The sequence below is a fragment of the Chitinophaga costaii genome, assembly GCF_900094705.1.
Lineage (GTDB): Bacteria > Bacteroidota > Bacteroidia > Chitinophagales > Chitinophagaceae > Chitinophaga > Chitinophaga costaii.
Genome location: NZ_FMAR01000003.1, coordinates 242,913 through 267,087 on the forward strand (window position 1 = coordinate 242,913; position 24,175 = coordinate 267,087).

The 24,175-nt window shown below is 49.0% G+C and carries 26 protein-coding genes; 21 read left to right on the plus strand and 5 right to left on the minus strand.

The window, feature by feature from the left end; translation table 11 throughout:
- Positions 1-202: 202 nt before the first annotated feature.
- The 21 genes from GA0116948_RS06215 to GA0116948_RS06315 all read left to right on the plus strand — a co-directional run bounded on the left by GA0116948_RS06215 (position 203) and on the right by GA0116948_RS06315 (position 21,248).
- Positions 203-598: an NADH-quinone oxidoreductase subunit A gene (locus GA0116948_RS06215; RefSeq protein WP_089710169.1), complete on the plus strand. Its 396-nt coding sequence runs from the start codon at positions 203-205 to the stop codon at positions 596-598.
- A gap of 51 nt (positions 599-649) precedes the next feature.
- A complete protein-coding gene (locus GA0116948_RS06220) occupies positions 650-1,213 on the plus strand; it encodes an NADH-quinone oxidoreductase subunit B (protein WP_089710171.1) in 564 nt (187 codons plus the stop codon).
- Between the two features lie 102 nt (positions 1,214-1,315).
- Positions 1,316-1,813: an NADH-quinone oxidoreductase subunit C gene (locus GA0116948_RS06225; RefSeq protein WP_089710173.1), complete on the plus strand. Its 498-nt coding sequence runs from the start codon at positions 1,316-1,318 to the stop codon at positions 1,811-1,813.
- Positions 1,814-1,866: 53 nt separating this feature from the next.
- Positions 1,867-3,081 carry an NADH-quinone oxidoreductase subunit D gene (locus tag GA0116948_RS06230; protein WP_089710175.1) on the plus strand — a complete coding sequence of 405 codons (1,215 nt, stop codon included), beginning with the start codon at positions 1,867-1,869 and terminating at the stop codon, positions 3,079-3,081.
- 60 nt (positions 3,082-3,141) lie between these two features.
- Positions 3,142-3,630 (plus strand): NADH-quinone oxidoreductase subunit NuoE family protein, encoded by a 489-nt coding sequence (locus tag GA0116948_RS06235; RefSeq protein WP_089710177.1) that lies wholly within the window; start codon positions 3,142-3,144, stop codon positions 3,628-3,630.
- Between the two features lie 103 nt (positions 3,631-3,733).
- Entirely contained in the window at positions 3,734-5,092 is a 1,359-nt protein-coding gene (nuoF, locus tag GA0116948_RS06240) for an NADH-quinone oxidoreductase subunit NuoF (RefSeq protein ID WP_089710179.1), read from the plus strand.
- A gap of 89 nt (positions 5,093-5,181) precedes the next feature.
- Positions 5,182-6,288, plus strand: coding sequence for a 2Fe-2S iron-sulfur cluster-binding protein (locus tag GA0116948_RS06245; RefSeq protein WP_089710181.1), 1,107 nt, complete (start codon positions 5,182-5,184; stop codon positions 6,286-6,288).
- A 9-nt stretch (positions 6,289-6,297) separates the two neighbouring features.
- Positions 6,298-7,347, plus strand: a complete 1,050-nt coding sequence (nuoH, locus tag GA0116948_RS06250) for an NADH-quinone oxidoreductase subunit NuoH (protein ID WP_317041901.1) — start codon at positions 6,298-6,300, stop codon at positions 7,345-7,347.
- A 31-nt stretch (positions 7,348-7,378) separates the two neighbouring features.
- Positions 7,379-7,882, plus strand: coding sequence for an NADH-quinone oxidoreductase subunit NuoI (gene nuoI / locus GA0116948_RS06255; RefSeq protein ID WP_089710183.1), 504 nt, complete (start codon positions 7,379-7,381; stop codon positions 7,880-7,882).
- 74 nt (positions 7,883-7,956) lie between these two features.
- Positions 7,957-8,448 carry an NADH-quinone oxidoreductase subunit J family protein gene (locus tag GA0116948_RS06260; protein ID WP_089710185.1) on the plus strand — a complete coding sequence of 164 codons (492 nt, stop codon included), beginning with the start codon at positions 7,957-7,959 and terminating at the stop codon, positions 8,446-8,448.
- A 22-nt stretch (positions 8,449-8,470) separates the two neighbouring features.
- On the plus strand, positions 8,471-8,788 hold the full coding sequence (nuoK, locus tag GA0116948_RS06265; protein WP_089710186.1) for an NADH-quinone oxidoreductase subunit NuoK: 318 nt from the start codon (positions 8,471-8,473) through the stop codon (positions 8,786-8,788).
- A gap of 117 nt (positions 8,789-8,905) precedes the next feature.
- Positions 8,906-10,804: an NADH-quinone oxidoreductase subunit L gene (gene nuoL, locus GA0116948_RS06270; RefSeq protein WP_089710188.1), complete on the plus strand. Its 1,899-nt coding sequence runs from the start codon at positions 8,906-8,908 to the stop codon at positions 10,802-10,804.
- A 36-nt stretch (positions 10,805-10,840) separates the two neighbouring features.
- Positions 10,841-12,307, plus strand: coding sequence for a complex I subunit 4 family protein (locus tag GA0116948_RS06275; protein WP_089710190.1), 1,467 nt, complete (start codon positions 10,841-10,843; stop codon positions 12,305-12,307).
- Positions 12,308-12,397: 90 nt separating this feature from the next.
- Positions 12,398-13,780 (plus strand): NADH-quinone oxidoreductase subunit N, encoded by a 1,383-nt coding sequence (locus tag GA0116948_RS06280; RefSeq protein ID WP_089710192.1) that lies wholly within the window; start codon positions 12,398-12,400, stop codon positions 13,778-13,780.
- 171 nt (positions 13,781-13,951) lie between these two features.
- Positions 13,952-15,226, plus strand: coding sequence for an ABC transporter permease (locus tag GA0116948_RS06285; protein ID WP_240619130.1), 1,275 nt, complete (start codon positions 13,952-13,954; stop codon positions 15,224-15,226).
- Between the two features lie 173 nt (positions 15,227-15,399).
- Complete coding sequence (locus tag GA0116948_RS06290; RefSeq protein ID WP_089710193.1) at positions 15,400-16,713, plus strand: gluconate:H+ symporter; 1,314 nt, start codon at positions 15,400-15,402, stop codon at positions 16,711-16,713.
- Between the two features lie 20 nt (positions 16,714-16,733).
- Positions 16,734-17,195 carry a RidA family protein gene (locus GA0116948_RS06295; RefSeq protein WP_089710195.1) on the plus strand — a complete coding sequence of 154 codons (462 nt, stop codon included), beginning with the start codon at positions 16,734-16,736 and terminating at the stop codon, positions 17,193-17,195.
- 33 nt (positions 17,196-17,228) lie between these two features.
- On the plus strand, positions 17,229-18,329 hold the full coding sequence (locus GA0116948_RS06300; protein ID WP_089710197.1) for a D-TA family PLP-dependent enzyme: 1,101 nt from the start codon (positions 17,229-17,231) through the stop codon (positions 18,327-18,329).
- Positions 18,330-18,349: 20 nt separating this feature from the next.
- Complete coding sequence (locus GA0116948_RS06305) at positions 18,350-19,420, plus strand: dipeptidase (protein ID WP_089710199.1); 1,071 nt, start codon at positions 18,350-18,352, stop codon at positions 19,418-19,420.
- Between the two features lie 126 nt (positions 19,421-19,546).
- Positions 19,547-20,485 (plus strand): helix-turn-helix domain-containing protein, encoded by a 939-nt coding sequence (locus GA0116948_RS06310; RefSeq protein ID WP_089710200.1) that lies wholly within the window; start codon positions 19,547-19,549, stop codon positions 20,483-20,485.
- 55 nt (positions 20,486-20,540) lie between these two features.
- The gene (locus GA0116948_RS06315) at positions 20,541-21,248 is read left to right on the plus strand and encodes an SDR family oxidoreductase (protein ID WP_089710202.1); all 708 of its coding nucleotides are present in this window, start codon (positions 20,541-20,543) and stop codon (positions 21,246-21,248) included.
- An 86-nt stretch (positions 21,249-21,334) separates the two neighbouring features.
- Here the strand turns inward: GA0116948_RS06315 and GA0116948_RS06320 are convergent, their stop codons facing one another.
- The 5 genes from GA0116948_RS06320 to rpsF all read right to left on the minus strand — a co-directional run bounded on the left by GA0116948_RS06320 (position 21,335) and on the right by rpsF (position 23,714).
- Complete coding sequence (locus GA0116948_RS06320; RefSeq protein ID WP_089710204.1) at positions 21,335-21,712, minus strand: hypothetical protein; 378 nt, start codon at positions 21,710-21,712, stop codon at positions 21,335-21,337.
- A gap of 12 nt (positions 21,713-21,724) precedes the next feature.
- The gene (locus tag GA0116948_RS06325) at positions 21,725-22,441 is read right to left on the minus strand and encodes a hypothetical protein (protein ID WP_123891695.1); all 717 of its coding nucleotides are present in this window, start codon (positions 22,439-22,441) and stop codon (positions 21,725-21,727) included.
- A gap of 188 nt (positions 22,442-22,629) precedes the next feature.
- Positions 22,630-23,076, minus strand: coding sequence for a 50S ribosomal protein L9 (rplI, locus tag GA0116948_RS06330; protein ID WP_089710208.1), 447 nt, complete (start codon positions 23,074-23,076; stop codon positions 22,630-22,632).
- A gap of 6 nt (positions 23,077-23,082) precedes the next feature.
- Positions 23,083-23,358: a 30S ribosomal protein S18 gene (gene rpsR, locus GA0116948_RS06335; protein WP_089710209.1), complete on the minus strand. Its 276-nt coding sequence runs from the start codon at positions 23,356-23,358 to the stop codon at positions 23,083-23,085.
- A gap of 5 nt (positions 23,359-23,363) precedes the next feature.
- Complete coding sequence (gene rpsF, locus GA0116948_RS06340) at positions 23,364-23,714, minus strand: 30S ribosomal protein S6 (protein WP_089710211.1); 351 nt, start codon at positions 23,712-23,714, stop codon at positions 23,364-23,366.
- Positions 23,715-24,175 lie beyond the last annotated feature (461 nt).

A 24,175-nucleotide genomic window follows, 5' to 3' on the forward strand; every position in this document is an offset into this window, starting at 1 on the left:
TGAATATGATGCCCTCCCGCTAACAGCAGGAGGGCATTTTTTGTGTCCAGGGGGGATTTCTGCAGGAAACCGGCCACCTGCCGGTAGGTTTCCGGGTTTCCGATGGCTAAAAAAGTTAATATTTTAACCCGTGGTGGATTTGTATTTTGCAATCAGTTGAACTACTTTTGCGAATTAGACAGAACAATTTTAAGGGAAGCTTATGTTTTTGAGTTCAGCACTTTTAGCCGCTACGAACACACCTTTTAGCTATTTTCCCATCGTTTTGCAGTTGGTCGCTGCCGTGGGATTTGTAGTAGTCACCATGTTTGGCACCCACTTTCTGGGGCCTAAGCGGAGAACTTCCGATAAGCTCATCAACTTCGAGAGCGGTATAGAACAGAAGGGTAATGCCCGTCAACCCGTTGCCATTAAGTATTTCCTGACTGCCATCCTCTTCGTACTTTTCGATGTGGAGGTAATTTTCTTTTATCCCTACGCTGTCAATTTTAAAACCCTGGGCTGGGATGGTTTCATGGCTATGCTGATGTTCGTGGCTTCGTTTTTGGCGGGTTTTATATATATCCTACGCAAAGGTGCGCTGAGGTGGGAAGACTAGTATAGAAAGCATCCGCAACCTTATTTTACTTAACCTGGAAAAAATTGTGATATGGCTCGTCCGGTTCAATACAATACGAAGATCAAAACGGTAGAAGCGCCGCAGGGATATTCTGGAGAGGGCTTTTTTGCCACCTCTTTCGATAAGGTGATTGGTATGGCCCGTGCCAACTCGATCTGGCCTTTACCTTTTGCCACTTCCTGCTGCGGGATTGAATTCATGGCCACGATGTCGGCCCATTACGATCTGGGCCGCTTTGGCGCAGAACGCTTGGGTTTTACACCCCGCCAGTGCGACTTGCTCATGGTGATGGGTACCATCTCCAAAAAAATGGGTCCGGTATTGCGTCAGGTGTATCTGCAAATGGCAGAACCCCGCTGGGTAATTGCCGTAGGCGCCTGTGCCAGTAGCGGCGGTATTTTCGATACGTATTCCGTATTGCAGGGTATAGACCAGGTAATCCCCGTGGATGTGTATGTGCCGGGCTGTCCACCCCGCCCTGAAGCCATCCTGGACGGTTTTATGCGCATTCAAGAGCTGGTGGGGCAGGAAAGCCTGCGCCGCCGCCATTCCGATCAGTACAAAGCATTGATGAACTCTTACGGCATCGAATAAAAGCTATTAGCCCCGCTATTAGCTTTTGGCTTTTCTAGCGGGTGCTAATGCCCGATATATTGCAACACCGCACACAACTTAAAAAGCTCACATTCAAGCATAATGACAAACGAGCAAATACAAAGCCGGCTAATAGAAAAATTCGGAGAGGCACTTACCAACTTCGAAGAATCTTACGGTATGTTATCCTTCCATGCGCCGAAGGAACTGAACTTAAAAGTCCTGCAATTCCTGTATGATGATGAAACGCTGCAATTCCGTTTCCTCACCGACATTACTGCTGTGCATTATCCCGACCAGGTAGGCGCAGAGCTGGCCGTGGTGTACCACCTGCAAAACCTCACCACCAGAACCCGGCTTCGCTTTAAGATATTTACTAGCGTAGCCTCTCCACAAGTATTTACCGCTACCAGATTATACGCATCCGCTAATTGGATGGAACGCGAAACCTACGATTTCTTCGGGATTGATTTCGTTGGCCATCCTAATCTTATCCGCATCCTGAACGTAGACGAAATGGACTATTTCCCCCTGCGAAAGGAGTTTCCGCTGGAAGACCAGACCCGCGTAGACAAAGATGATGACATGTTTGGCAGATAGTTAAATAAATCCTGTACCTGCAACCAGGTACCTCATACTTAATTTAAATTTTTATGTCTAATCCGCATATATCATTACCACAGGGATCATTGGAGAAACAGACTACCACGCTAAACCTGGGACCTACGCACCCGGCAACGCATGGGGTGTTTCAAAATATTCTGGAGATGGATGGAGAGCGCGTGGTAAGCGCCGTGCCTACTGTGGGATATATTCACCGGGCATTTGAAAAGATTGCGGAGCGCCGGCCGTATTACCAGATCGCGCCGCTTACAGACCGCCTGAACTATTGCTCTTCCCCGATTAACAATATGGGCTGGCACCTGACCACGGAAAGGCTGCTGGGTTTACAATTGCCCAAACGCGTAGAATACCTGCGCGTGATCATCATGGAGCTGGCACGCATTAGCGACCACATTATCTGTAACGGGGTAGTGGGAGTGGATACCGGCGCATTTACCGGATTCCTGTACATCATGGAGTTCCGGGAACTGGCGTATGAAATTTACGAAGAAGTGTGCGGCTCCCGCCTCACTACTAATATTGGCCGTGTGGGAGGTTTTGAACGCAACTTCAGTAATGCCGCCTTTGAAAAGATAGAACGTTTTCTAAAAGAGTTTCCTAAAGCGCTGAAGGAGTTTGAAACCCTGCTGGTGCGTAACCGCATTTTCATTGAAAGAACTCAAGGTGTAGGGGCTATCACCGCAGAACGTGCGCTGAATTATGGCTTTACCGGGCCTAACCTGCGGGCAGCCGGTGTAGATTACGATGTGCGTGTAGCACATCCGTACAGCAGCTACGGCGATTTCAAATTTGATATTCCTGTAGGTACTACCGGCGATTGCTACGACCGTTTCCTGGTGCGTGGAGAAGAAATGTGGCAGAGCCTCAGCATTATCCGCCAGGCCTTAGACAAAATACAGGATTTGCCGGCGGATGTTTACCACGCAGACGTTCCCGCCTATTACCTGCCCGACAAGAGCGATGTATACACCAAAATGGAAGCCCTCATCTATCACTTTAAAATTGTGATGGGAGAAACCGATATACTGCCTGGTGAACTGTATAACGCTGTAGAGGGTGCAAATGGGGAGTTAGGCTTTTACGTGATCAGCGATGGAGGCCGCAGCCCTTACCGTTTGCATTTCCGTCGTCCCTGCTTCATCTATTACCAGGCTTACCCTGAACTGATTCATGGGGCTATGCTGGCCGATGCAGTAGTATGTATGAGTAGCCTGAACCTGATAGCCGGCGAATTGGACGCCTGATAAAAAAAGTATTTAACAGCAAAAGGCTGTTGGTGAATGCCGGCAGCTAAATGAAATAATATGGTTCAATTTTCTGAAGAGAAGCTGAATAAGGTAAAAGAGATCATTGCCCGGTATCCGGACGGTAAGCAGAAAAGCGCTTTGCTGCCGGTACTGCACTTGGCGCAGGAAACGTTTAACGGGTGGCTAAGCAGTGATACCATGGACTATGTGGCATCGCTGCTGCAACTGGAGCCTATCGAGGTATACGAGGTGGCTACCTTTTACAGCATGTACAACCTGAAGCCCGTTGGCAAGTATGTGTTTGAAGTATGCCAAACCGGTCCCTGCATGCTGCGCGGATCGGACGATATTATCGCTTACATCAAACAAACACTGGGTATTAACGTTGGGGAAACTACGGCGGACGGCTTGTTTACCCTTAAAACGGTAGAATGCCTGGGCGCTTGTGGATATGCCCCCATGATGCAGGTGGGCAAACATTACCGCGAACATCTCACCCCCGCCAAGGTGGACGAGATCATTGCAGAACTGCGCGCCGCCCAATAAACGTGCGCTGGCATAAGGAAGCTTTATAACGATTTATAGAAACATAGTTGCGGGTACGGCAGGCTTTACACCCTGTTATCATTCAACTTCCTACTTTAAATATATGGGACGCAAATTACTCTTAGATAAGGCGCATATACCAGGCATCCGGTACTACGATACCTACAAGGGCAATGGTGGATATGCCGCGGCGGAAAAAGCGCTGAAAGGGATGACCCCCGACCAGGTACTGGACGAAGTGAAAAAGAGTGGCCTGAGAGGTCGTGGTGGTGCGGGTTTTCCTACCGGTATGAAATGGAGTTTTATTGCCAAACCAGAAGGCGTGCCCCGCTACCTGGTGTGCAACGCAGATGAATCGGAACCAGGTACTTTCAAAGACCGTTACCTGATGGAATTTATACCGCATGCACTTATAGAAGGTTTAATTATTTCCAGTTATACCCTGGGAGCCAATACCTGCTACATCTATATCCGTGGCGAATATGCCTGGATACCAGAGATTCTGGAAGAGGCCATTGCCGATGCCAAAAAGAATGGCTGGCTGGGAAAAAACATCCTGGGCAGTGGCTTTGACTTGGAAATATATGTGCAACGCGGTGCCGGAGCCTACATCTGTGGCGAAGAAACGGCCCTGATCGAATCGCTGGAAGGCAAGCGGGGTAATCCCCGCATTAAACCGCCTTTCCCTGCGGTAAAAGGCCTGTGGCAGTCGCCCACGGTAGTAAATAACGTGGAAACACTGGCAGCGGTAGTACCTATCCTCAATATCGGTGGTGAAGAATACGCCAAGATCGGTATCGGAAAATCTACCGGTACTAAGCTCATCTCCGCCTGTGGCAATATTAATAAGCCGGGCGTGTATGAGATAGAAATGAACATTTCTGTAGAGGAATTTATTTACTCAGAAGAATATTGCGGCGGCATTCCCAATGGCAAACGCCTGAAGGCTTGCATCCCTGGTGGATCTTCCGTACCTATACTGCCGGCTAACCTGCTGTTTAAAACAGCAAAAGGGGAAACCCGCATGATGACCTACGAAAGCCTGGCCGATGGCGGGTTTTTAACTGGTACCGCCATGGGGTCTGGTGGATTTATTGTACTGGACGAGGACCAGTGCATCGTAAAAAACACCCTGACTTTTGCCCGTTTTTACCGTCACGAAAGCTGTGGCCAGTGCAGCCCCTGCCGCGAAGGCACCGGCTGGATGGAGAAGTTGCTGAAGAATATAGACAGTGGTAGGGGCAAAATGTCCGACATTGACCTGCTCTGGGACATCCAGCGTAAGATAGAAGGCAACACCATTTGCCCCCTGGGCGATGCGGCTGCCTGGCCGGTGGCAGCAGCCATCCGCCACTTCCGCGACGAGTTTGAGTGGCATATCACCCATCCGGAAGAAGCCCAGGCACGCAACTACGGCCTGGCCCATTATGCAGATCCGCGTGAAATTGCGGTACCTGCCTGATAAAGAAATGAGACACCGGACATCCCCCTGGCCCCTGCAAAGCGGATTATCGGGAACGGTTTTACGGTAAAACATATAAGACTAAGCCGATGGCAGACGAACAAAAATTATTCAAAGTAACGATCGATAATATCACGGTGGAAGTGGCTCCGGGTACTACCATCCTCAATGCGGCCCGGCTTATCGGTGGCGACATCGTTCCGCCGGCCATGTGTTATTATTCCAAGCTGCAGGGCAGTGGTGGTAAATGCCGCACCTGCCTGGTGAAAGTAACTAAAGGCTCGGAAGCAGATCCCCGCCCTATGCCCAAGCTGGTAGCTAGCTGCCGCACAACGGTAATGGATGGTATGGAAGTGGCCAATATCACCTCCCCGGAAGTGGTAGACGCCCGTAAAAGCATCGTGGAGTTCCTGCTCATTAATCATCCCCTGGACTGTCCCGTGTGCGACCAGGCGGGAGAATGCCATTTGCAGGATCTGAGCTACGAGCACGGCGTAAGCGCCACCCGCTACGAGTTTAAACGCCGTACTTTTGACAAGGTAGATTTGGGCGATCATATAAAGCTGCATATGACGCGCTGCATCCTGTGCTACCGCTGCGTATTCACTGCCGACCAGCTCACCGACAAGCGCGAGCACGGCATCCTGGGACGCGGCGATCACTCTGAGATCAGCACCTATATTGAGCAAAACCTGGACAACGATTTTATCGGCAACGTAATCGATGTATGCCCTGTAGGCGCCCTGACCGATAAAACATTCCGCTTTAAAAACCGGGTATGGTTCCTGAAACCAGTGGATGCCCACCGCGATTGTGAAAATCCGAAATGCTGTGGTAAAACGGTGCTTTGGATGCGTGGCGATGAGGTGTTTCGCGTGACGGCCCGCAAGGACCAGTACGGGGAAGTAGAAGCCTACATCTGCGATACCTGCCGCTTTGAGAAGAAAGAAACCAGCGACTGGGTGATCGAAGGTCCGCGTAAGATAAACCGTCACAGCGTGATCTCTCAGGGACATTATGTAGGCATGGTTAAACCCCAAGAAACCATCGTGAAGGTAATGGATGGCCGTGCGCCTAAATTGCTGATGGACATTCACCGTGTGAGCGAAGTAAACCGTCCGGAAATAGACCTGTCGAAGATAGAAGGGCCGGCACATTCGGATGATTTTAAAATAAATGGCGTACACCCACAATAGCGACAACGTATGATAATGCAGATAGCTTTTGATTATATTTTTTTGATCGATAAGATCGTGCTGATTGCATGCGTGCTGGCACTTTCGCTGCTGGTGGCGATGTACTCTACCTGGGGTGAAAGAAAAGTAGCCGGCTGGATACAGGACCGTTACGGTCCTAACCGGGCGGGTCCATTGGGTTTGCTACAGCCCCTGGCAGATGGTGGTAAACTGTTTTTTAAAGAAGAAATAATCCCCGCCAATTCCAACCGTTTTCTCTTTATCCTCGGGCCTTCCCTGGCCATGCTGGTAGCTTGTATGACCAGTGCGGTGATTCCCTGGGGCGACATATTGGAAATAGGTGGCCGTAAAATTTCGCTACAGATAGCGGAAGTGAATATCGGGGTGTTGTATATTTTTGGTGTGGTGAGCCTGGGGGTATATGGCATTATGCTGGGCGGCTGGGCCTCCAACAATAAATTCTCCCTGCTCGCAGCTGTACGCGGTGCTTCTCAGATCATTTCTTACGAACTGGCCATGGGCTTGTCACTGATTGCACTGGTGATGTTATCGGGTTCCCTGAACCTGAAAGATATTGTGGAGCAGCAGCGCCACGGTCTTTGGAATATCTGTTACCAGCCCTTGGGCTTCCTGATTTTCCTGGTATGCGCCTTCGCAGAATGTACCCGCACCCCGTTCGATCTGACCGAAGCAGATTCTGAGTTGAATGGTGGTTATCACCTGGAATATTCTTCCATGAAACTAGGCTTTTACCTGTTTGCCGAGTACATTAACATGTTCATCAGCTCTGCGCTCATGGCCAGCCTCTATTTCGGGGGGTATAGTTTTCCTGGAATGGACAGCCTGGGCCTTTCTACAAACGTGGTAACCATGCTCGGTTTTGGAGCGCTGTTTATTAAAATTATTGCTTTCCTGTTCCTCTTCATGTGGGTGCGCTGGACTATACCAAGGTTCCGCTACGATCAGTTGATGAAACTGGGTTGGAATATGCTTATCCCCCTAGCCCTCTTTAATATGCTGATTACCGGTGGACTGATACTGTGGCAACAGGGGCATTGATAACATTTGAACAACAATAACATTCTGCAATATGCAAGCATTAACAGACAGATCTAAAATGGTGGACCGCAAGCCCATGACCTTTGTGGAACGGCTTTACCTTTGGAATATCATAAAAGGGATGAGAATCACGTTTGCGCATCTTTTCAGAAAGAAGGTGACCGTAAAATTTCCCGAACAGAAACGTGCATTTAGCCCGGTGTTCCGTGGCCTGCACATCCTGAACCGCGACGAGGAAGGCCGCGAACGCTGCACGGCCTGTGGCCTGTGTGCCGTGAGTTGCCCTGCGGAAGCGATCACGATGGAAGGCGCAGAGCGCAAGCCGGGTGAGGAACATCTGTACCGTGAGGAAAAATATGCAGCTAAGTATGAGATCAATATGCTGCGTTGTATTTTCTGTGGATTCTGTGAAGAAGCCTGCCCCAAAGATGCGATCTATCTTACCGAAACTTTTGCACCGGCCAACTATAAACGCGAAGGTTTCATTTATGGTAAAGACGACCTGCTGATCCCCGATCCTAAAACCGGTAAATAAATCTTTACGCTGATACGCCTTTATCGAGTTGCGATAGGGGATTGGAAAAATTGTTCTTTTGGAATTTTAACACAATGGGTATTCAACAAATTCTTTTCCTGGTACTGGCCGTGATCTCTGTGATCACCGCACTGGGCGTGGTGCTGAGCAAAAGCCCCGTGAGCAGTGTGCTTTGCCTGATCCTGACTTTCTTTACCATTGCAGGCCATTACATCCTGCTGAACGCACAGTTCCTGGCCGTAGTGCACATCATTGTATATGCAGGGGCCATCATGGTCCTCTTTCTCTTTGTGATCATGTTTATGAACCTGAATACGGAAGGGGAGCCCCATAAACGCAACTGGCTGAAATATGCGGGGGCTATCAGCGGCGGCGCTTTACTGGTGGTATTGGTAGCCGCAATCCACGATACTACCATGCCTAACCTGCAAGCCGTACCTACCGATGTAGGGCTGATCGAAAACCTGGGGAAGATCTTGTTCAGCACTTATGTGGCTCCTTTCGAGATCAGCAGCATCTTGTTCCTGAGCGCTATGGTAGGAGCTGTAGTAGTAGGTAAGAAGTAGTTAACAACTTAATAATATAGCAATGCCTGTACAGTATTATATCTTTTTAAGCGTAGTCCTTTTTTGCATAGGCATCATGGGCGTATTAATGCGCCGTAACGCCATCATTATATTCATGTGTGTGGAGCTGATGCTCAACGCAGTGAACCTGCTGATGGTAGCTTTCTCTAAAATGTGGGCGGATGCAGGCCATGTAGATGCTGGCGCTGCACAGATTTTCGTTTTCTTCATCATGGTGGTAGCCGCTGCGGAAGTTGCTGTGGGCCTGGCTATTATCGTTATGATGTACCGCAATACGCATTCTGTGGATATTAACTTATTGAACAGACTCAAAAACTAGTTAATTGCTGCCGGTTAATGATGCATCGCAGTAATTCCGATAAAACGGCGATAAATGATTAACTTTTAGCTATTGACCATCCTGTAAATTATCGTCGTCGTACAAATAGAAACGTAAATGAGCAATCTAGTTTGGCTGGTACCTTTGTTACCATTCATAGGTTTTCTGGTAAATGGATTAGGAAGAAAATTCCTGCCAAAAGCAGGTGTTAGTATAGTAGGAAGCGGTTCGGTGATCGCCGCCTTTGCGATCGCAGTGAGCCTTTTCCTGGAAACGAAAGCGCCGGGATTTACCCCCCGGGTGATATCCCTGTTTAGTTTTATTTCCGTTGGCAAATTGAGCATTCCTTTTGCCTTCCAGGTGGATCAACTGAGTGCGCTATTCCTGCTGATCATTACCGGTGTAGGGTCGCTCATTCACATTTATTCCGCCGCTTATATGCATGAGGAAAGCAATGAAGGTTACGCACGGTACTTCGCTTACCTAAACCTGTTCATATTTTCCATGCTGCTGCTGGTGCTGGGTGCTAACTACGTAATGATGTTCATTGGTTGGGAAGGGGTAGGACTTTGTTCTTACCTGCTCATTGGCTTTTGGTTCAAAAATCCCAGTTTCAGCAAAGCTGCGAACAAGGCTTTTATCATGAACCGTATTGGTGACCTGGGTTTCCTGCTGGGCATCTTCTATATTATTGCCAACTTCGGCACCGTTACTTACTCTGCTGTTTTCGCACAAGCTGCTACCATGGGCAGCGGACATCATACACTGGTGATCATTGCCGTGCTGCTGTTTATTGGCGCCATGGGCAAATCCGCCCAGATTCCCCTGTATACCTGGTTGCCAGATGCCATGGCTGGCCCAACGCCAGTATCTGCACTGATCCATGCTGCCACGATGGTGACAGCAGGTATTTATATGATTGCCCGCAGTAACGTGATTTATACACTGGCGCCGGCGGTGCAAAACTTTATTGTTATCATTGGTACGGCCACCGCACTGCTGGCGGCTTCTATCGCCATTGCGCAAAACGATATTAAGAAAGTACTGGCCTATTCCACGGTAAGTCAGTTGGGATATATGTTCATTGCCCTGGGTGTGGGTGCTTACAGTACAGCTGTATTTCACGTAATGACCCATGCTTTCTTCAAGGCCTTGTTGTTCCTTGGTTCCGGATCTGTTATCCATGCCATGGGCGGGGAGCAGGATATCCGCAAAATGGGTGGCCTTAAAAAATACCTGCCTACAACACACTGGACTTTCCTGGTGGGCTGCCTGGCTATTGCCGGCATCCCGGGTTTCTCTGGCTTCTTCTCTAAAGATGAGATATTGGCCAATGCATTTGCTGCCAATAAAATTGTTTATGTATTTGGGCTATTGGGCGCGCTAATGACAGCGTTCTATATGTTCCGCCTGTACTATATTACTTTCTGTGGCAGCTTCCGTGGCACCCACGAGCAGGAACATCACCTGCATGAAAGCCCTGCCGCCATGACCATACCGCTGGTGGTGCTGGCTGTACTGTCTGTCTTTGGGGGGTATATTGGCCTGCCGGAAGTGTTTGGTGTAAAAAGCCTGCTGAATGAATACCTGGCCCCTATCTTCGCACCATCTGTACCCTTTGCAGCCGTGCATGAACTGGAACCTGGCACGGAATGGATGCTCATGATCATCAGCTCCGTTTTGGTAATCGGGATGATCTTCTGGGCACGCGCTAAATACCGCCGCTACCAAAACCCTGGTACCGAAAATACCGGTTTGCTAAAAGTGTTGGAAAACAAATGGTATGTGGATGAAATATACGATGCGGTGATTGTACGCCCATTGCAGGCACTGAGCCAGTTCTTTAGCGAGGTTATGGAAAAACTGGGCATTGACCGGTTGGTGAATGGCATTGGTAAGAGTGTGCAGTGGGGTGGTCAGCAACTTCGGGTGATCCAGAACGGGCAGGTAGGATTCTACATTTTTGCCATGGTGTTGGGGATAATCGTGTTATTGGTGATCGGCTTATTATTCTAAATCAATAGCGGAAGTTACAAGCGCAAGAAATACATTATGTTGACAGTTTTATTAATATTGATTCCTTTACTTGCCGGTTTCATTTCCTTCGGCCTGAAAGGTACTGGTCCGAAAGTACTGGCATTGCTTTCCTCCATCGCCACGCTGGGTGTATCGCTGGTGGCCTTGTTCCAATTCAAGGTACACCCCGAGGCCACCCGGTTTACTGCCCAGTGGATTCCACAACTGAACGCAAAGTTTGCAGTAGGGCTAGACGGCATGGGTGCCATGCTTTGCCTGCTTACAACGATCGCCTTTGTGCTGGTATTCATTAGTATTTTTTCCCGTACCTACGAGCGGTCCAACAGCTTTTATGGACTGTTGCTACTGGCACAGGCCGGCCTTACCGGTGTATTTACCGCGTATGATGCCCTGCTATTTTATGTAGGCTGGGAGCTGGCCCTCGTTCCCATGTATTTCCTTTGCTCCATATGGGGTGGGGAAAAACGCATTCCCGTTACTTTTAAATTCTTCATTTATACTTTCGTTGGTTCCCTGTTCATGCTCATTGGTATTATCTACCTGTACTTACATACCAAAGATGCATCATTCAGTTATAACGCCTTTGTGAGTGCCGGTGCTTCCTTGCAGCATGGGGAGCAGTCGTGGTTATTCTGGCTCTTCTTTGTGGCCTTCGCGATCAAGATGCCTATCTTCCCGCTGCACACCTGGCAGCCCGATACCTACGAGCAATCGCCCACGCCGGTTACCATGATACTTTCTGGTGTGATGGTAAAAATGGGTCTGTTCGGTGCCCTGCGCTGGTTACTGCCGGTGCTGCCGGGCGCTTCCGCCAGTTGGTCAGACCTGGTCATCGTGTTGTCTATCATAGGTATTGTGTATGCATCCTGCATAGCCATTGTACAAAGCGACTTGAAAAAAATGATCGCCTATTCTTCCATTGCCCACATTGGGTTGATGAGCGCCGCGATCTTCGCCCATAACCAGCTAAGCCTGCAAGGCGTGCTGGTGCAAATGTTCAACCACGGTATTAATATCATTGGACTGTGGATTATTGTGGATGTGATTGAGCAGCGCCTGGGTGGTGTGAAAAACATGAAGGAACTGGGGGGCATTGCCAGCAAAGCTCCGCGGTTGGCTATTTTCCTGGTGATCATCAGCCTGGCCAACGTAGGCCTTCCGCTTACCAATGGTTTCATCGGAGAGTTCCTGATGTTCAGTGGCTTGTTTCAGGTGAATGTATGGTTCATGGCCGTAGCTGGTTTAGGTATTATCCTTTCTGCCGTGTACATACTCAATATGATACAGCGAGTGATTTTCGGCGAAAGCAATGCCGTGACTGCCAAGATAACGGACCTGACGCCCGGTGAAACATTATCCCTGACGCTGATCGTGCTGTTGATTTTTGTAGTGGGAGTATATCCCAAACCAATGCTGGAGCTGGTAAGCGGCACCACGCAGTTGCTTCAGGTAGCATTCCAGGGTAGTATCTCTTTGAAATAATTTTTTACGCAAGGTGAAGGGGAGGAAGTACAATACAAATAGAATAGGCCTTTTACCAGCAAACGTTTTCGGTTTTTGTAACACAGCAATATGAACGCATTACTTTCTACGGCTATTTCGGGTGTGATCCTGATGTTTGTCGGATTATTCGCAAAGAATAAGCAGTCTATTAAATACTTTGCCATTGCGGCATTGATAGTTGCCTTCGCGGCAAACTTCATAGACCTGCGCTATGTGCTGAAAATGGGCCCTTACACGGCCTATGCAAGCATGATTAAGGTAACACTGTTCACCACCTTATTCAATGCCGTGATTTTAGGTTGTACGCTTGTGTACTTCCTGCTTACCGGTAGCGGGTTTGAAAAGGTGGGGGATGAAGTAGCGGAATACTTTGCCCTGCAGTTCTTCATCCTGTCCGGCATTATGCTGGCCACCAGCTTTAATAACCTGCTGATCCTTTTCCTGGCTATTGAGATCATTTCTATTCCCCAGTATATTTTGGCGGGTAGTGATAAGTATAACCTGAAGAGTAATGAAGCCTCGTTGAAATATTTTCTGATGGGTGCATTCTCCACCGGCATTCTGCTAATGGGCATTGCCCTTATATATGGCGGTTGCGGCTCTTTTGATCTATATAAACTGGGGCTGGGTGGTATCAGTATGTCCCCGCTCACGTTGAGTGGTGTTTTGCTCATTGTATTTTCTCTTTCCTTCAAAGTATCTGCTGCTCCCTTCCACTTCTGGACGCCTGATGTGTACGATGGTTCTCCCACCGTATTTACCGCTTTCATGGCAACCGTGGTAAAAGCAGGAGGTTTCATCGCCTTTATCCGTTTGTTCCAAATCGCCTTCCAGGGCGGTATTGTAAACCAGCAATGGACATTGGTATTGGAAATAATTACCGCCTGTACACTGATCATCGGTAATATAACCGCCGTATACCAGCAGAGTGTAAAACGCATGCTGGCTTATTCCAGTATTGCACAGGCAGGTTTTATGCTGTTTTCGCTACTGGCTTTTAATCTGCGCGCACAGCAAGGCATTCTCTTGTATGCCGCAGCCTATAGCCTGGCTACTATCGGCGCTTTTAGCGTGCTGCTAAAACTTAAAGACTACACCTTCGACGGCTTCAATGGCCTGGCCCGTAAACAGCCGTTGCTGGCCTTTGCCATGACCATCTTCCTGTTTTCGCTGGCAGGTATTCCACTCACGGGTGGGTTCTTTGCCAAATATTTTGTGCTTACTGCTGCGGTGCAGCAGGGAGGCATGTTCTGGCTGGTGATCGTAGCTATCATCTGTGCTGCTATTTCCGTGTACTACTATTTTAAAGTGATCATTGCGATGTACTTTAAGACCGGCGAACCGGAGGTAGAAACGCCCAGTGGCGCTTATAAAGCAGCGCTGATCTTAACGGTGGCGTTGGTGATCCTGCTGGGTATATTCCCGAATTTGTTATTGCAGTTTATGAAGTAATACTGTTCTTATCTTATTTTGAGAGGGCCATTCCTGCAAGGAGCGGCCCTTTTTTAGTGCCTGCATCATTTGAGGGAAGCAGTACGCTCTACCAACTTATCCAGCCAAACCGCGCCCCCCCGCATATGAAAAGGAATGATTATCTTTAAAAGAATCCACTTCTATTCTGAAATGATGCAGTTTCGCGATACCTTCTCCCTGGCCAGCCGTTCTGTAAAAGGCAATCGCCTGCGCAGCGGACTTACTATTTCCATTATCGCCTTTGGCATTATGGCCCTTGTAGGTATCCTTACCGCCATCGACAGTATGAAGGCTAACCTGTTCAGCAACTTTTCTGCTATGGGGACTAATACTTTTTCCATCCGCAACCGTAACATGTTCTTCATGGGCAATGACAATGTTGCAACCAAAGCGGGTAATAAAAAGGTAAAAATAAAACGCTCTAACCAGAAACTGCCGGTGCGCTTTTCAGAAGCCGTTGCATTCAAAGAAAAAACCAAATTCCCTGAAACTGTAGGCATCTCCTTTACCGGCACCAGTATTGCTACCGTGTATAAAGATGATAAAAAAACAAATCCCAATGTAAGCGTCATCGGGGGCGATGAAAATTATCTCGACGTATCGAATTACGACCTTGCGCAAGGCCGTAACCTAAATGCGCTGGACCTTTCCAGTGGCCGTAATGTAGCCATCGTGGGCCAGGACGTTGTAGACAAGATATTTGGCAATAACGCTAAAAACATTATCGGCAATACTATTCGCGTAGGTGATGTGCGCTACCGCGTAATTGGTGTGCTTGCCAAGAAAGGCAGCAGCAATGCGTTCAGCGCCGATAACATTGTCATTACCTCCCTCAATAATGTACGCCGCATCTTTGACCGTCCTAATGCTTCGTATCAAATCAGCATTAAGGTAAATGATATCAATCAGATGGATGCTGCGGTAGGCGAAGCCACGGGCCTGTTTCGACAGATACGTCACCTGGATCTCAACGAGAGCGACAACTTCGTGATCAATAAAAGCGACGACCTGGCCCAGATGCTCTACAGCAGCTTGGCCAGCATCACCTTCGTAGCCATTTTCATTGGCATCATTACCCTGGTAGGGTCGGCCATTGGTCTCATGAACATAATGCTGGTGTCTGTAGCCGAGCGCACCCGTGAAATTGGGGTGAGCAAGGCCTTGGGGGCCACGAGCAAAGTTGTACGGCGACAGTTTCTGTACGAGGCCATCATCATTAGTGTAACGGGTGGTGCGCTGGGTGCTTTACTGGGAATGATTGTTGGTAATGTGGTGTCGCTACTCTTCCACTCCAGTTTCATTATCCCCTGGATGTGGATATTCATTGGCGTGGCCTTGTGCGCCCTGGTAGGGCTTGTATCCGGCGTATACCCGGCGATGAAGGCAGCCAGGCTCAATCCAATAGTGGCACTGCATTATGAATAAATAACCTGCCTGGCCATTCCCTCCGAACAGCTAATGCGGTAAGGGCTACGATTAAATTACTACCAGCTATTGCCTGGCAGCGTATTTTTTCCAATATTTACACAAGCCGGTGTGCATGCATCCCGCGCAGTTTGGAAACCAATTTCGCGTTATAAAATCCGTAAGCTCATCACATGTTATTGCTCATCGTCATTATAGGCATACTCGCTCTCATATTACTGGTAACGTACGCTAAGCTCAATACCTTCCTTTCGTTTATAATTGTCGCCATTGGTATTGGTGTGGCCAAAGGCATGCCCCTGGACCATATCACCAAAGCCATGCAATCTGGCCTCGGCAACATTATGGGTTCCCTGCTTGTCATCATCGTGCTGGGTAGTATGCTGGGCAAACTGGTAGCAGAAAGCGGCGCTGCACAGCGCATCTCCAATGGTATGTTGGATTTGTTTGGCCCTAAATACGTGCAGTGGGCGCTCATGACTACGGGCCTGGTGGTGGGTATCGCCTTGTTTTACGGTATTGGTTTTGTATTAATGGTGCCATTGATCTTTACCGTGGCGGCCCGCACAAAAATGTCTACCGTATTCCTCGGCATATCGCTGCTGGCAGCCCTTTCCGTAACACATGGCTTTTTACCCCCACACCCTTCGCCGGTGGCGCTGGTCGATAAATATCATGCGCCGATGGGGCCAACCCTTTTATACGGTTTAGTACTGGCCATTCCTTCCGTAATCATTGCAGGACCTTTGTTCGGAGGATTGTTCCGCCGGCTGAAGAGGGAGCCCGCGCAAATATTTAACCTGAAATCATTGCCGGAAGAACAATTACCTTCCATGCGTACCAGCCTCTTTGTAGCTTTGCTGCCGGTGGTGATGCTGGCCATTGCTGCCATCCTGAAAGTATGTGCAGCTCCAGGAGGTATGCTTTTCATAACGGCAGACTGGGTGGGCAATTCCAGCATAGTGATGCTGGTATCTGTGCTTACCGCCGTGTGGCTGCTAGGCCTGCGCCGTGGCATGAGTATGAAGGTGGTGATGGGCAAACTGGATGAAGCTGTGAAAGACATTGCCGGCATCGTACTGGTGCTGGCCGGTTCAGGTATGCTCACGGAAATATTACAGGCCAGCGGCATTAGTAAGTACATTGGCGACGAATTGGGCGGGCTAAGTATTTCCCCCATTGTACTGGGTTGGACACTGGCCGCTATCATCCGCATTTGCATTGGCTCTGCCACCATTGCCGGCGTTACCGCAGCCGCCATTGTAGCGCCCATGGTAGCCTCTTCCGGGGCCAATCCTTGCCTCATGGTACTGGCCACCGGCGCAGGCAGCCTGATGTTTTCGCATGTGAACGATAGTGGCTTCTGGTTGTTTAAAGAATATTTTAACCTCACCGTAAAAGAAACCATGCTCACCTGGTCACTCATGGAAACTATCGTGTCGGTGGTGGGGTTACTGGGCGCATTGTTGCTCAGCCTATGGTTTTAAAAAATTTAAAAAGATAAGATATGACACCTGACGAAAAATTCAACGCCCTGGGCGAAACCCTGCCTCCGGCTCCCACACCACTGGGCGTATACAAGCCTTTCCTGGTAGACGGCAAGTACGTGTATGTATCCGGCCATGGACCAGTATTGCCGGATAAGTCGCTCATCATTGGCCGCGTAGGTCGCGACTTTAGCATGGAGGAAGGAAAGATCGCTGCCCGACAGGTAGGCCTTACTATTTTGTCTACCCTGATCACCAACCTGGGTAGCCTCAATAAAATAAAACGCGTGATCAAAGTGCTGGGTATGGTAAATTCCACGCCCGATTTTGAAAGACATCCCTACGTAATTAATGGCGCCAGCGAACTGTTTGCACAGGTATGGGGTGATGAAAACGGTATTGGGGTAAGAAGCGCCGTGGGAATGGGTTCCCTGCCAGATAATATTCCTGTGGAAATAGAAGCCCTCTTTGAACTGGAGTAAGCTTCTGCAATAAAGCTACCTAAAACCATACGCATGGAATGGTACACGATCAGCAACATAGGGCAGTACGATACGCCTGCCCTGCTCTTTTATCCCGAGCGTATCCAGGCAAATATTGACCTGCTTATCGCCAGCATTGATGATGTACAACGGTTACGGGTACACGTAAAAACGTTTAAGACGCTGGAAATCGCGCAACTCATGCTGAATAGCGGCATCCTGAAATTTAAATGCGCCACCATCGCAGAAGCAGAAATGCTGGCCATGGCTGGTGCGCCGGATGTTTTGCTGGCCTACCAGCCGGTAGGCCCAAAGATGGGACGACTGGCGGCATTGGTGCAGGCATATCCAGATACTACTTTTTCCTGCCTGGTAGATAATGAAAACACCGCCTTGGCCCTCAGCGCCCACTTTACAGCAGATAACCCTATTGGCGTATATCTCGATTTGAATGTAGGCATGGATCGTACCGGCATTCTCCCGGATAAAACTGCACTGGATCTTTATGTGAAACTTCGGCAAATGCCTGGTATTGTTCCCCTTGGCCTGCATGCCTACGATGGGCATATTCATGAGCAAGACCTGGCCAAACGTACCGCTATCACCAACAAAGCATACGCACCAGTAGCAGCCCTGGCTGCAGCTTTGGAGGCGCAGGGCCTGCCTGCTCCGATCATTGTGGCCGGTGGCACACCTACCTTTCCCATTCATGCACAACGTAAAGGGATTGAATGTAGCCCCGGTACATTCGTGTGCTGGGATGCGGGTTATAAAAAAAACTTTCCAGAACAGCCCTTTCAATACGCTGCATTATTAGCGGGCCGCGTCATTTCCGTGGTGAATAACGCTCATATCACCGTAGACATTGGCTATAAATCTGTAGCAGCAGAAAAGCCCCTGCCCCGCATTTATTTTCTCAACGCACCCGATGCCGTACCGGTGTCGCAAAGCGAAGAACATCTGGTCTGTACGGTAAACGATGCCGCCCAATATCCGGTAGGCACCGTACTTTACGGGGTGCCACAACACATATGTCCCACCGTGGCCGATCATGATCAGGGGCTGGTGGTGGCAGAACATACCATCACCGACACATGGGCGATTATTGCCCGCAACCGCTGCATTACCCTTTAAATTTCTTTAAAAAAAACTACATGTTTACAATAGATGCGCACCTGGACTTGAGTATGAATGCCCTGGAATGGAACCGCGATCTGCGGCTTTCCGTGGAAGCCATTCGTGGCCGTGAACAGGGGCTTACCGACAAGCCAGATCGTGCCAAAGGCGTGGTATCATTACCCGCGCTTAGGCAGGGCAACGTGGGGCTGGTGGTGGCTACCCAGATTGCCCGTTTTGTGGCGCCCAATAACCCTCTGCCTGGCTGGCATTCGCCGGAACAAGCATGGGCGCAAACCCAGGGCCAGCTGGCCTGGTATAATGCCATGGAAGCCGCTGGCGAAATGGTGCAGGTAAAAGACCGCACCAGCCTGGAGGCCCACCTGAACACCTGGGCCCAGGCCGGCGATGATAAAACGAAACCCATCGGTTACATCCTTAGCCTGGAAGGGGCCGATTCTATCGTAGATATTTCCTATCTGGAACGCGCCTACGAAAATGGCCTGCGCGCCGTAGGCCCCGCCCATTATGGTCCCGGACGGTATGCACAGGGCACAGACGCCACCGGCTTCATGGGGCCTCAAGGCCATGCCCTGCTCAAAGAAATGGAACGCCTGGGTATTATTCTCGACGCCACCCACCTGTGTGATGATAGCTTTTGGGAAGCATTGGATCACTTTCATGGACCCGTGTGGGCTAGCCATAACAACTGCCGTGCGCTGGTACAGCACAACCGCCAGTTCAGCGATGAGCAGATCAAAGCCCTCGTAGCACGCGGTGCCGTAATTGGCGGTGCAATGGATGCCTGGATGATAGTGCCCGGCTGGCAGCGCGGCCTTTCCGATCCCAAAGCCATGGCATGCAACCTGGAAAAAGTAATCGATCATATGGATCATATCTGCCAGGTGGCTGGCAATGCCCGCCACATCGGCATAGGCTCCGACCTGGATGGTGCCTTCGGCAAAGAGCAATGCCCCTATGACCTGGAAACCATCGCCGACCTCCGCAAAATACCTGACCTGCTGGCCCGGCGCGGGTACAGTGCAGCAGATATTGAAGGGGTGATGCATGGCAACTGGCTGCGCTTTTTGCGCGATGCCTGGCAGTAATTCAAGCAGAAAATAGGTACCCCAATGCCCGCCCTTTGCCTGTAGTAAATGCAGGTACGCGGCGTGTACCGCGTTTTTGGTCACCAGTTAAATGCCTACCTTTAGCCATGTATAGGAGTATATATCATGGCTAAAGAACACATCCCCACTTACAACCTGAAGACCAGCAGGGCTGTACACCGCGAACCGGTGCAACAAGATGATTTCGGTTACAACAACCTGCCTGAAAACCGGCGTATCAAAGGGTTTGAGCTATATTCCAATCATGGTATGCGCCCGGCGATAGGCCCGTTGCGCTCTACTTTTTACCGCATGGGGATTAGCATGAGGGGTACAGCCGATGTGCAGCTCGGATTGGAACATTACCAACATGGGAATGGTACCGTTAACTTTACCTTTCCCAATCAGCTATTTTCTAAATACAACCTCAGTGCGGATGCATTTGGTTACTATCTGCTCTTTGATACGGATTATCTCGAGGAGCTGGTACCAGCCATGAATATGGCCACGGAATTCCCTTTTTTTGGTTTCCATGGTATCCCATTTTTCCAGTTCGAGCCTGCTGCACTACAGCAAATTGAGTTTTTTATTGTCCGCATACACGAAGAATTGCAGGGCGACAAAGCTGGTCGCGAAAAGGCCATTAAGATGTACCTGTACCTCATCCTGCTCGAAGCGCGCCGCAGCTACGACCGGCAGCAACTTGGCAGCGATGCCCATCTTTCTGTTACTATGCTGCTGGTGCGCCGTTATCGTCAATTGGTGAGCGAACATTTCTTAGTGTACCGGCAGGTAGCCGATTATGCAGCCCTGCTACACGTTACGCCTAATCACCTGAACCGTACGATCAAAGATCATACAGGGCAAACGGCTTCCGACATGATTGCCGCCATGCAATTGCAGGAGGCCCGGTCACTGCTGCGCTACACGGATCTCTCGGCGGCGGAGATCGCCTACCATCTTTCTTTCAACGACCCTTCTTCTTTTAGCCGGTTTTTTCGAAAAGCCACCGGCGAAACACCGCTTGATTACAGGAAAGCATATTTGGGTATAGCTTCTGCATAACCAGGCTAATCATGCAGCCTGCATTACACGCCAACTTTGCGGGAAACAACTTAACATGTCCACAATCGCAAACAAACACATCGTGGTAGCCGGCGGCGCGTCCGGCATTGGTAAAGCACTGGTAACACAACTCGTAGCCGGCCATGCACAAGTAACAGTAACGGGGCGCAGTGCCGATAAACTGGCTGCTCTCAAAGCTGCATTGCCTGCTATATCAACGGTTGTACTTGATAGTACAGATCGCCCTGCGCTCAACGCATTTTTCGAATCGCTTGGCAGCATAGATCATCTCGTGATTGCAGTAAGCGGCAACAAAGGTATGGGGGAATTTAAATCCCTTTCGCTCGATGTGGTGAAGGAAGGATTTGACCAGAAATTTTTCGCTCACCTGCACACGCTGCAAGCGGCGTTGCCTTACCTGCAAGGCAGCGTTACTTTTATCACCGCCATGACAGCTACCGCCGAAATGCCCGGCACGTCGGGCATCGCGTCTATCAATGGGGCACTTGAACTGGTAGTGCCTATCCTGGCAAAAGAACTGAAGCCATTGCGGGTAAATGCCATATCGCCCGGCGTAATAGACACGCCCTGGTGGGATCACATAGCACCGGAAGAAAAACAGCAATCATTCGCCTATTTTTCCTCCCTGGTACATGCTGGTCGTGTGGGCCGGGCAGAAGAGGTGGCCGCCGCCATTTATGCAGTACTCAGTAATGATTACATCAATGCGGCAATTATACCAGTAACGGGTGGGGTAAGTTAAATACCTTTAGAAACACCAGGTTTAAAAAGTAAAACGGGGACATCGATCATATTCGATATCCCCGTTTTTATTTGAAAAGAGAAGTCTTAATAAAACAATTTCGACAATACGTTCGTCACATCGTTAGCCGGTGGCTTTAACGCTTCGAGCGCGGTGTATTGGTCTGCTTGCAGGATGCGTTTGAACGCACCAAACAATCCATGCTGCATACTTGCCAATTTCTTCGTATAGGCGGTAGGGTTAGTATCCTGTAGCGGTAGGATCTGTTCTTTCTGTGTCAGGAAATTAGTAACCAGGGTGGTGAGCTTAGGTTGCTGTACTTCCGTTAGCCCCAGCTTGGCGGAGAGCTTGCTCATAATGGAGGTTGTAACGCCGGAAAGGTCCTGCAAAGGCGCTTTGCTGGCTTGGGCCTGTACTGCATGCACTCCCAGGAAAAACGCAAAAAAGAACAGTATTTTTTTCATGGTTTACATCATTTATTGCAAACGCATTTGCACGTATTTGCTTTCCGTGTTGGAATTTGCTCCAAGATAAATGTATTCAGCGAGAATGGTGTGCTTGTCTATCCACTTTATCTCACCGGGGCCCCAACCTTCCAGTTCGGTTTGGCCCTCCAGTTTTAGCTTGCCGTTTTGCAGGCTAAAGATTTGGAAGCCGTTATCTACAAAGCCGGCCATCAGATCCATGCTGCCGCAAATGATATGCTTTTTGTCGGGCGCCACAGCGGGTGGGCCCCAGCAGTGTACGGTGTCGCCGGTTTGCTGGCTAACGAGTATATAATCGCCCGATTCGTCATAAGCTACATAAGCACCCCAGTATTGAATGGTGGGGAAATTGCCATCAAAGGTATAGTCGGCCGTGGTTTCTTCTGAGTTATGGTCAATGAATAATACGTGGTGCCCATTGGCCGTATTAAAGACCAGGGTATCGCCTTTGCGTTTTACACGATTATTTTCCTTGGAAAGCAAATGAGATTCGCTGGTGTCCGACGGGCGGGTAGGGTAGCGGTCAAACACGGCCTGGTCAATGGCATATACCATCAGCGTATGCTTGCCGATTACCACCGTATCGATGGGTAGCTTACCGGATTGCACCGGGATGGAATTGTCGTCGGCATTTTGGTGAATACAGCTTCCTAAGAGTACTGTTATCAGCAACAGCACCAGGCAACTATTCATATAGGTCTTCAACATATCAAAAATGGTAGCGTAAGCTGCATGAAAGGTACGGGAATTAAAAATAAAAACGTACCCATCCGTAAGGTGCCTGTAGGCGGTTGCAAAAAATAGTGAGCTTACAGGCTGAAATGGAGCATGGGTAGTCATAAAAAAAAACGCCTCCATGTAATGGAAGGCGTTTTTAATTTACTTTATGGTTGGGCCTATTCGGCAACCACTTCAAATTCCAATTCTGCTTCATTGCCTTTACCGAAATCGATACGAGCTTTGTAGCTACCCAGTTCTTTCACATCATCCAGGATATGGATACGACGGCGGTCTATCTCATAACCTTTCTGTTCCTTAATGGCACGGGCAATTTGTACACCGGTAACACTGCCGAAGATCTTACCGGAAGTACCGGTTTTGGCACCGATTTTCACTGGGGCAGACTTCAGGACTTCCACCACTTTCGCGATTTCAGCCAGCATTTTTTCTTCTTTTACTTTTTGCACTTTCACGCGCTCGTCCAACTGTTTCAGGTTGGAAGGGCTTGCTTCTACTGCAAATTTCTGGGGGATCAGGTAATTACGCGCATAGCCGTTTTTTACGCTGATCAGCTCATTACGCTGGCCCAGGTTATCTACGTCTTGAATTAAGATTACTTGCATGGGAGATTACTTTAAAAGATCAGTAACATACGGCAATAACGCCATTTGACGCGCTTTCTTGATAGCCTGAGCCACTTTGCGCTGGAATTTCAGGGAGTTGCCTGTAATACGGCGGGGCAGCATTTTGCCCTGCTCGTTGAGGAACTTCTTCAAAAACTCACCGTCTTTGTAGTCCACATACTTAATCCCCATTTTTTTGAAACGGCAATACTTTTTAGCACGTTTCTCTTGCTTAACCGCAGTTAAGTACTTGATTTCTTGCTTCTTCTGTTTTACTGGCATGATGATTAAGCTTCTACGGTGTTAGAATTAGCGTTGGCGCCATGTCTCTTACGGGCATTATACTCAGCGGCATACTTGTCCAGATGAGTGATCATGTAACGCAACACATTTTCGTCGCGGTTTAGCTGGATCGTCAGCTTCTCATTGAGGTCGGATGGCGCAGTGTATTCCAGAACCAGGTACATGCCTGTAGTCTTTTTCTGGATTGGGTACGCCAGTGATTTTAATCCCCAGGGATTCTCGTGCACCAGTTCGCCGCCCAGGTCTTTAACCAGGTCTGCAAACTTTTTCTGAGCGGCTTTGTAATCCTCCTCAGATAGCACAGGGGTAAAAATCACCATCAATTCGTAGTTCATAAATTTCCCTGTTTTTAAAAGATGTTAAATAAAAAAAATAAAGGAGTGCAAAGATAAGGTTTTATTCTATACCAACCCATCCAAATTCCCTATTTCCCGGCATTTTCACCCATTTTTGTCATAAAAAGGCCATTGTTATAAGTAAAATGGCCATCGCTACGGTAAAAATGGCCTCCCCTGCCCATCCCAGGAAGGGCAAAGGTTCCTATTGCATACGGAAATATCCTGCTTCAGGGTAGCCGGCAAGTGCATGCCCTGACTATATATCAGCTAATAAAATGCACCAAGGGCTGGCTGCCTAAAAATTGACACCTATTAATTTAATATTCCCATATGCCCAGTCTTTGCGAATTATCCAGCCGCTACACCAGAAATGCTTGGCAAGAACATGGAGATTAAAAAAACATTCTTCTTAAATATTGTCAATTACTATAATGTAATTATAGCGAGTCAGGTCAGGA

Excerpts from the sequence above, each read along its gene's own strand:
- GA0116948_RS06215 (WP_089710169.1), top strand. The coding sequence starts at position 203 with ATGTTTTTGAGTTCAGCACTTTTAGCCGCTACGAACACACCTTTTAGC.
- GA0116948_RS06220 (WP_089710171.1), top strand. The coding sequence starts at position 650 with ATGGCTCGTCCGGTTCAATACAATACGAAGATCAAAACGGTAGAAGCG.
- GA0116948_RS06225 (WP_089710173.1), top strand. The coding sequence starts at position 1,316 with ATGACAAACGAGCAAATACAAAGCCGGCTAATAGAAAAATTCGGAGAG.
- GA0116948_RS06230 (WP_089710175.1), top strand. The coding sequence starts at position 1,867 with ATGTCTAATCCGCATATATCATTACCACAGGGATCATTGGAGAAACAG.
- GA0116948_RS06235 (WP_089710177.1), top strand. The coding sequence starts at position 3,142 with ATGGTTCAATTTTCTGAAGAGAAGCTGAATAAGGTAAAAGAGATCATT.
- nuoF (WP_089710179.1), top strand. The coding sequence starts at position 3,734 with ATGGGACGCAAATTACTCTTAGATAAGGCGCATATACCAGGCATCCGG.
- GA0116948_RS06245 (WP_089710181.1), top strand. The coding sequence starts at position 5,182 with ATGGCAGACGAACAAAAATTATTCAAAGTAACGATCGATAATATCACG.
- nuoH (WP_317041901.1), top strand. The coding sequence starts at position 6,298 with ATGATAATGCAGATAGCTTTTGATTATATTTTTTTGATCGATAAGATC.
- nuoI (WP_089710183.1), top strand. The coding sequence starts at position 7,379 with ATGCAAGCATTAACAGACAGATCTAAAATGGTGGACCGCAAGCCCATG.
- GA0116948_RS06260 (WP_089710185.1), top strand. The coding sequence starts at position 7,957 with ATGGGTATTCAACAAATTCTTTTCCTGGTACTGGCCGTGATCTCTGTG.
- nuoK (WP_089710186.1), top strand. The coding sequence starts at position 8,471 with ATGCCTGTACAGTATTATATCTTTTTAAGCGTAGTCCTTTTTTGCATA.
- nuoL (WP_089710188.1), top strand. The coding sequence starts at position 8,906 with ATGAGCAATCTAGTTTGGCTGGTACCTTTGTTACCATTCATAGGTTTT.
- GA0116948_RS06275 (WP_089710190.1), top strand. The coding sequence starts at position 10,841 with ATGTTGACAGTTTTATTAATATTGATTCCTTTACTTGCCGGTTTCATT.
- GA0116948_RS06280 (WP_089710192.1), top strand. The coding sequence starts at position 12,398 with ATGAACGCATTACTTTCTACGGCTATTTCGGGTGTGATCCTGATGTTT.
- GA0116948_RS06285 (WP_240619130.1), top strand. The coding sequence starts at position 13,952 with ATGATGCAGTTTCGCGATACCTTCTCCCTGGCCAGCCGTTCTGTAAAA.
- GA0116948_RS06290 (WP_089710193.1), top strand. The coding sequence starts at position 15,400 with ATGTTATTGCTCATCGTCATTATAGGCATACTCGCTCTCATATTACTG.
- GA0116948_RS06295 (WP_089710195.1), top strand. The coding sequence starts at position 16,734 with ATGACACCTGACGAAAAATTCAACGCCCTGGGCGAAACCCTGCCTCCG.
- GA0116948_RS06300 (WP_089710197.1), top strand. The coding sequence starts at position 17,229 with ATGGAATGGTACACGATCAGCAACATAGGGCAGTACGATACGCCTGCC.
- GA0116948_RS06305 (WP_089710199.1), top strand. The coding sequence starts at position 18,350 with ATGTTTACAATAGATGCGCACCTGGACTTGAGTATGAATGCCCTGGAA.
- GA0116948_RS06310 (WP_089710200.1), top strand. The coding sequence starts at position 19,547 with ATGGCTAAAGAACACATCCCCACTTACAACCTGAAGACCAGCAGGGCT.
- GA0116948_RS06315 (WP_089710202.1), top strand. The coding sequence starts at position 20,541 with ATGTCCACAATCGCAAACAAACACATCGTGGTAGCCGGCGGCGCGTCC.
- GA0116948_RS06320 (WP_089710204.1), bottom strand. The coding sequence starts at position 21,712 with ATGAAAAAAATACTGTTCTTTTTTGCGTTTTTCCTGGGAGTGCATGCA.
- GA0116948_RS06325 (WP_123891695.1), bottom strand. The coding sequence starts at position 22,441 with ATGTTGAAGACCTATATGAATAGTTGCCTGGTGCTGTTGCTGATAACA.
- rplI (WP_089710208.1), bottom strand. The coding sequence starts at position 23,076 with ATGCAAGTAATCTTAATTCAAGACGTAGATAACCTGGGCCAGCGTAAT.
- rpsR (WP_089710209.1), bottom strand. The coding sequence starts at position 23,358 with ATGCCAGTAAAACAGAAGAAGCAAGAAATCAAGTACTTAACTGCGGTT.
- rpsF (WP_089710211.1), bottom strand. The coding sequence starts at position 23,714 with ATGAACTACGAATTGATGGTGATTTTTACCCCTGTGCTATCTGAGGAG.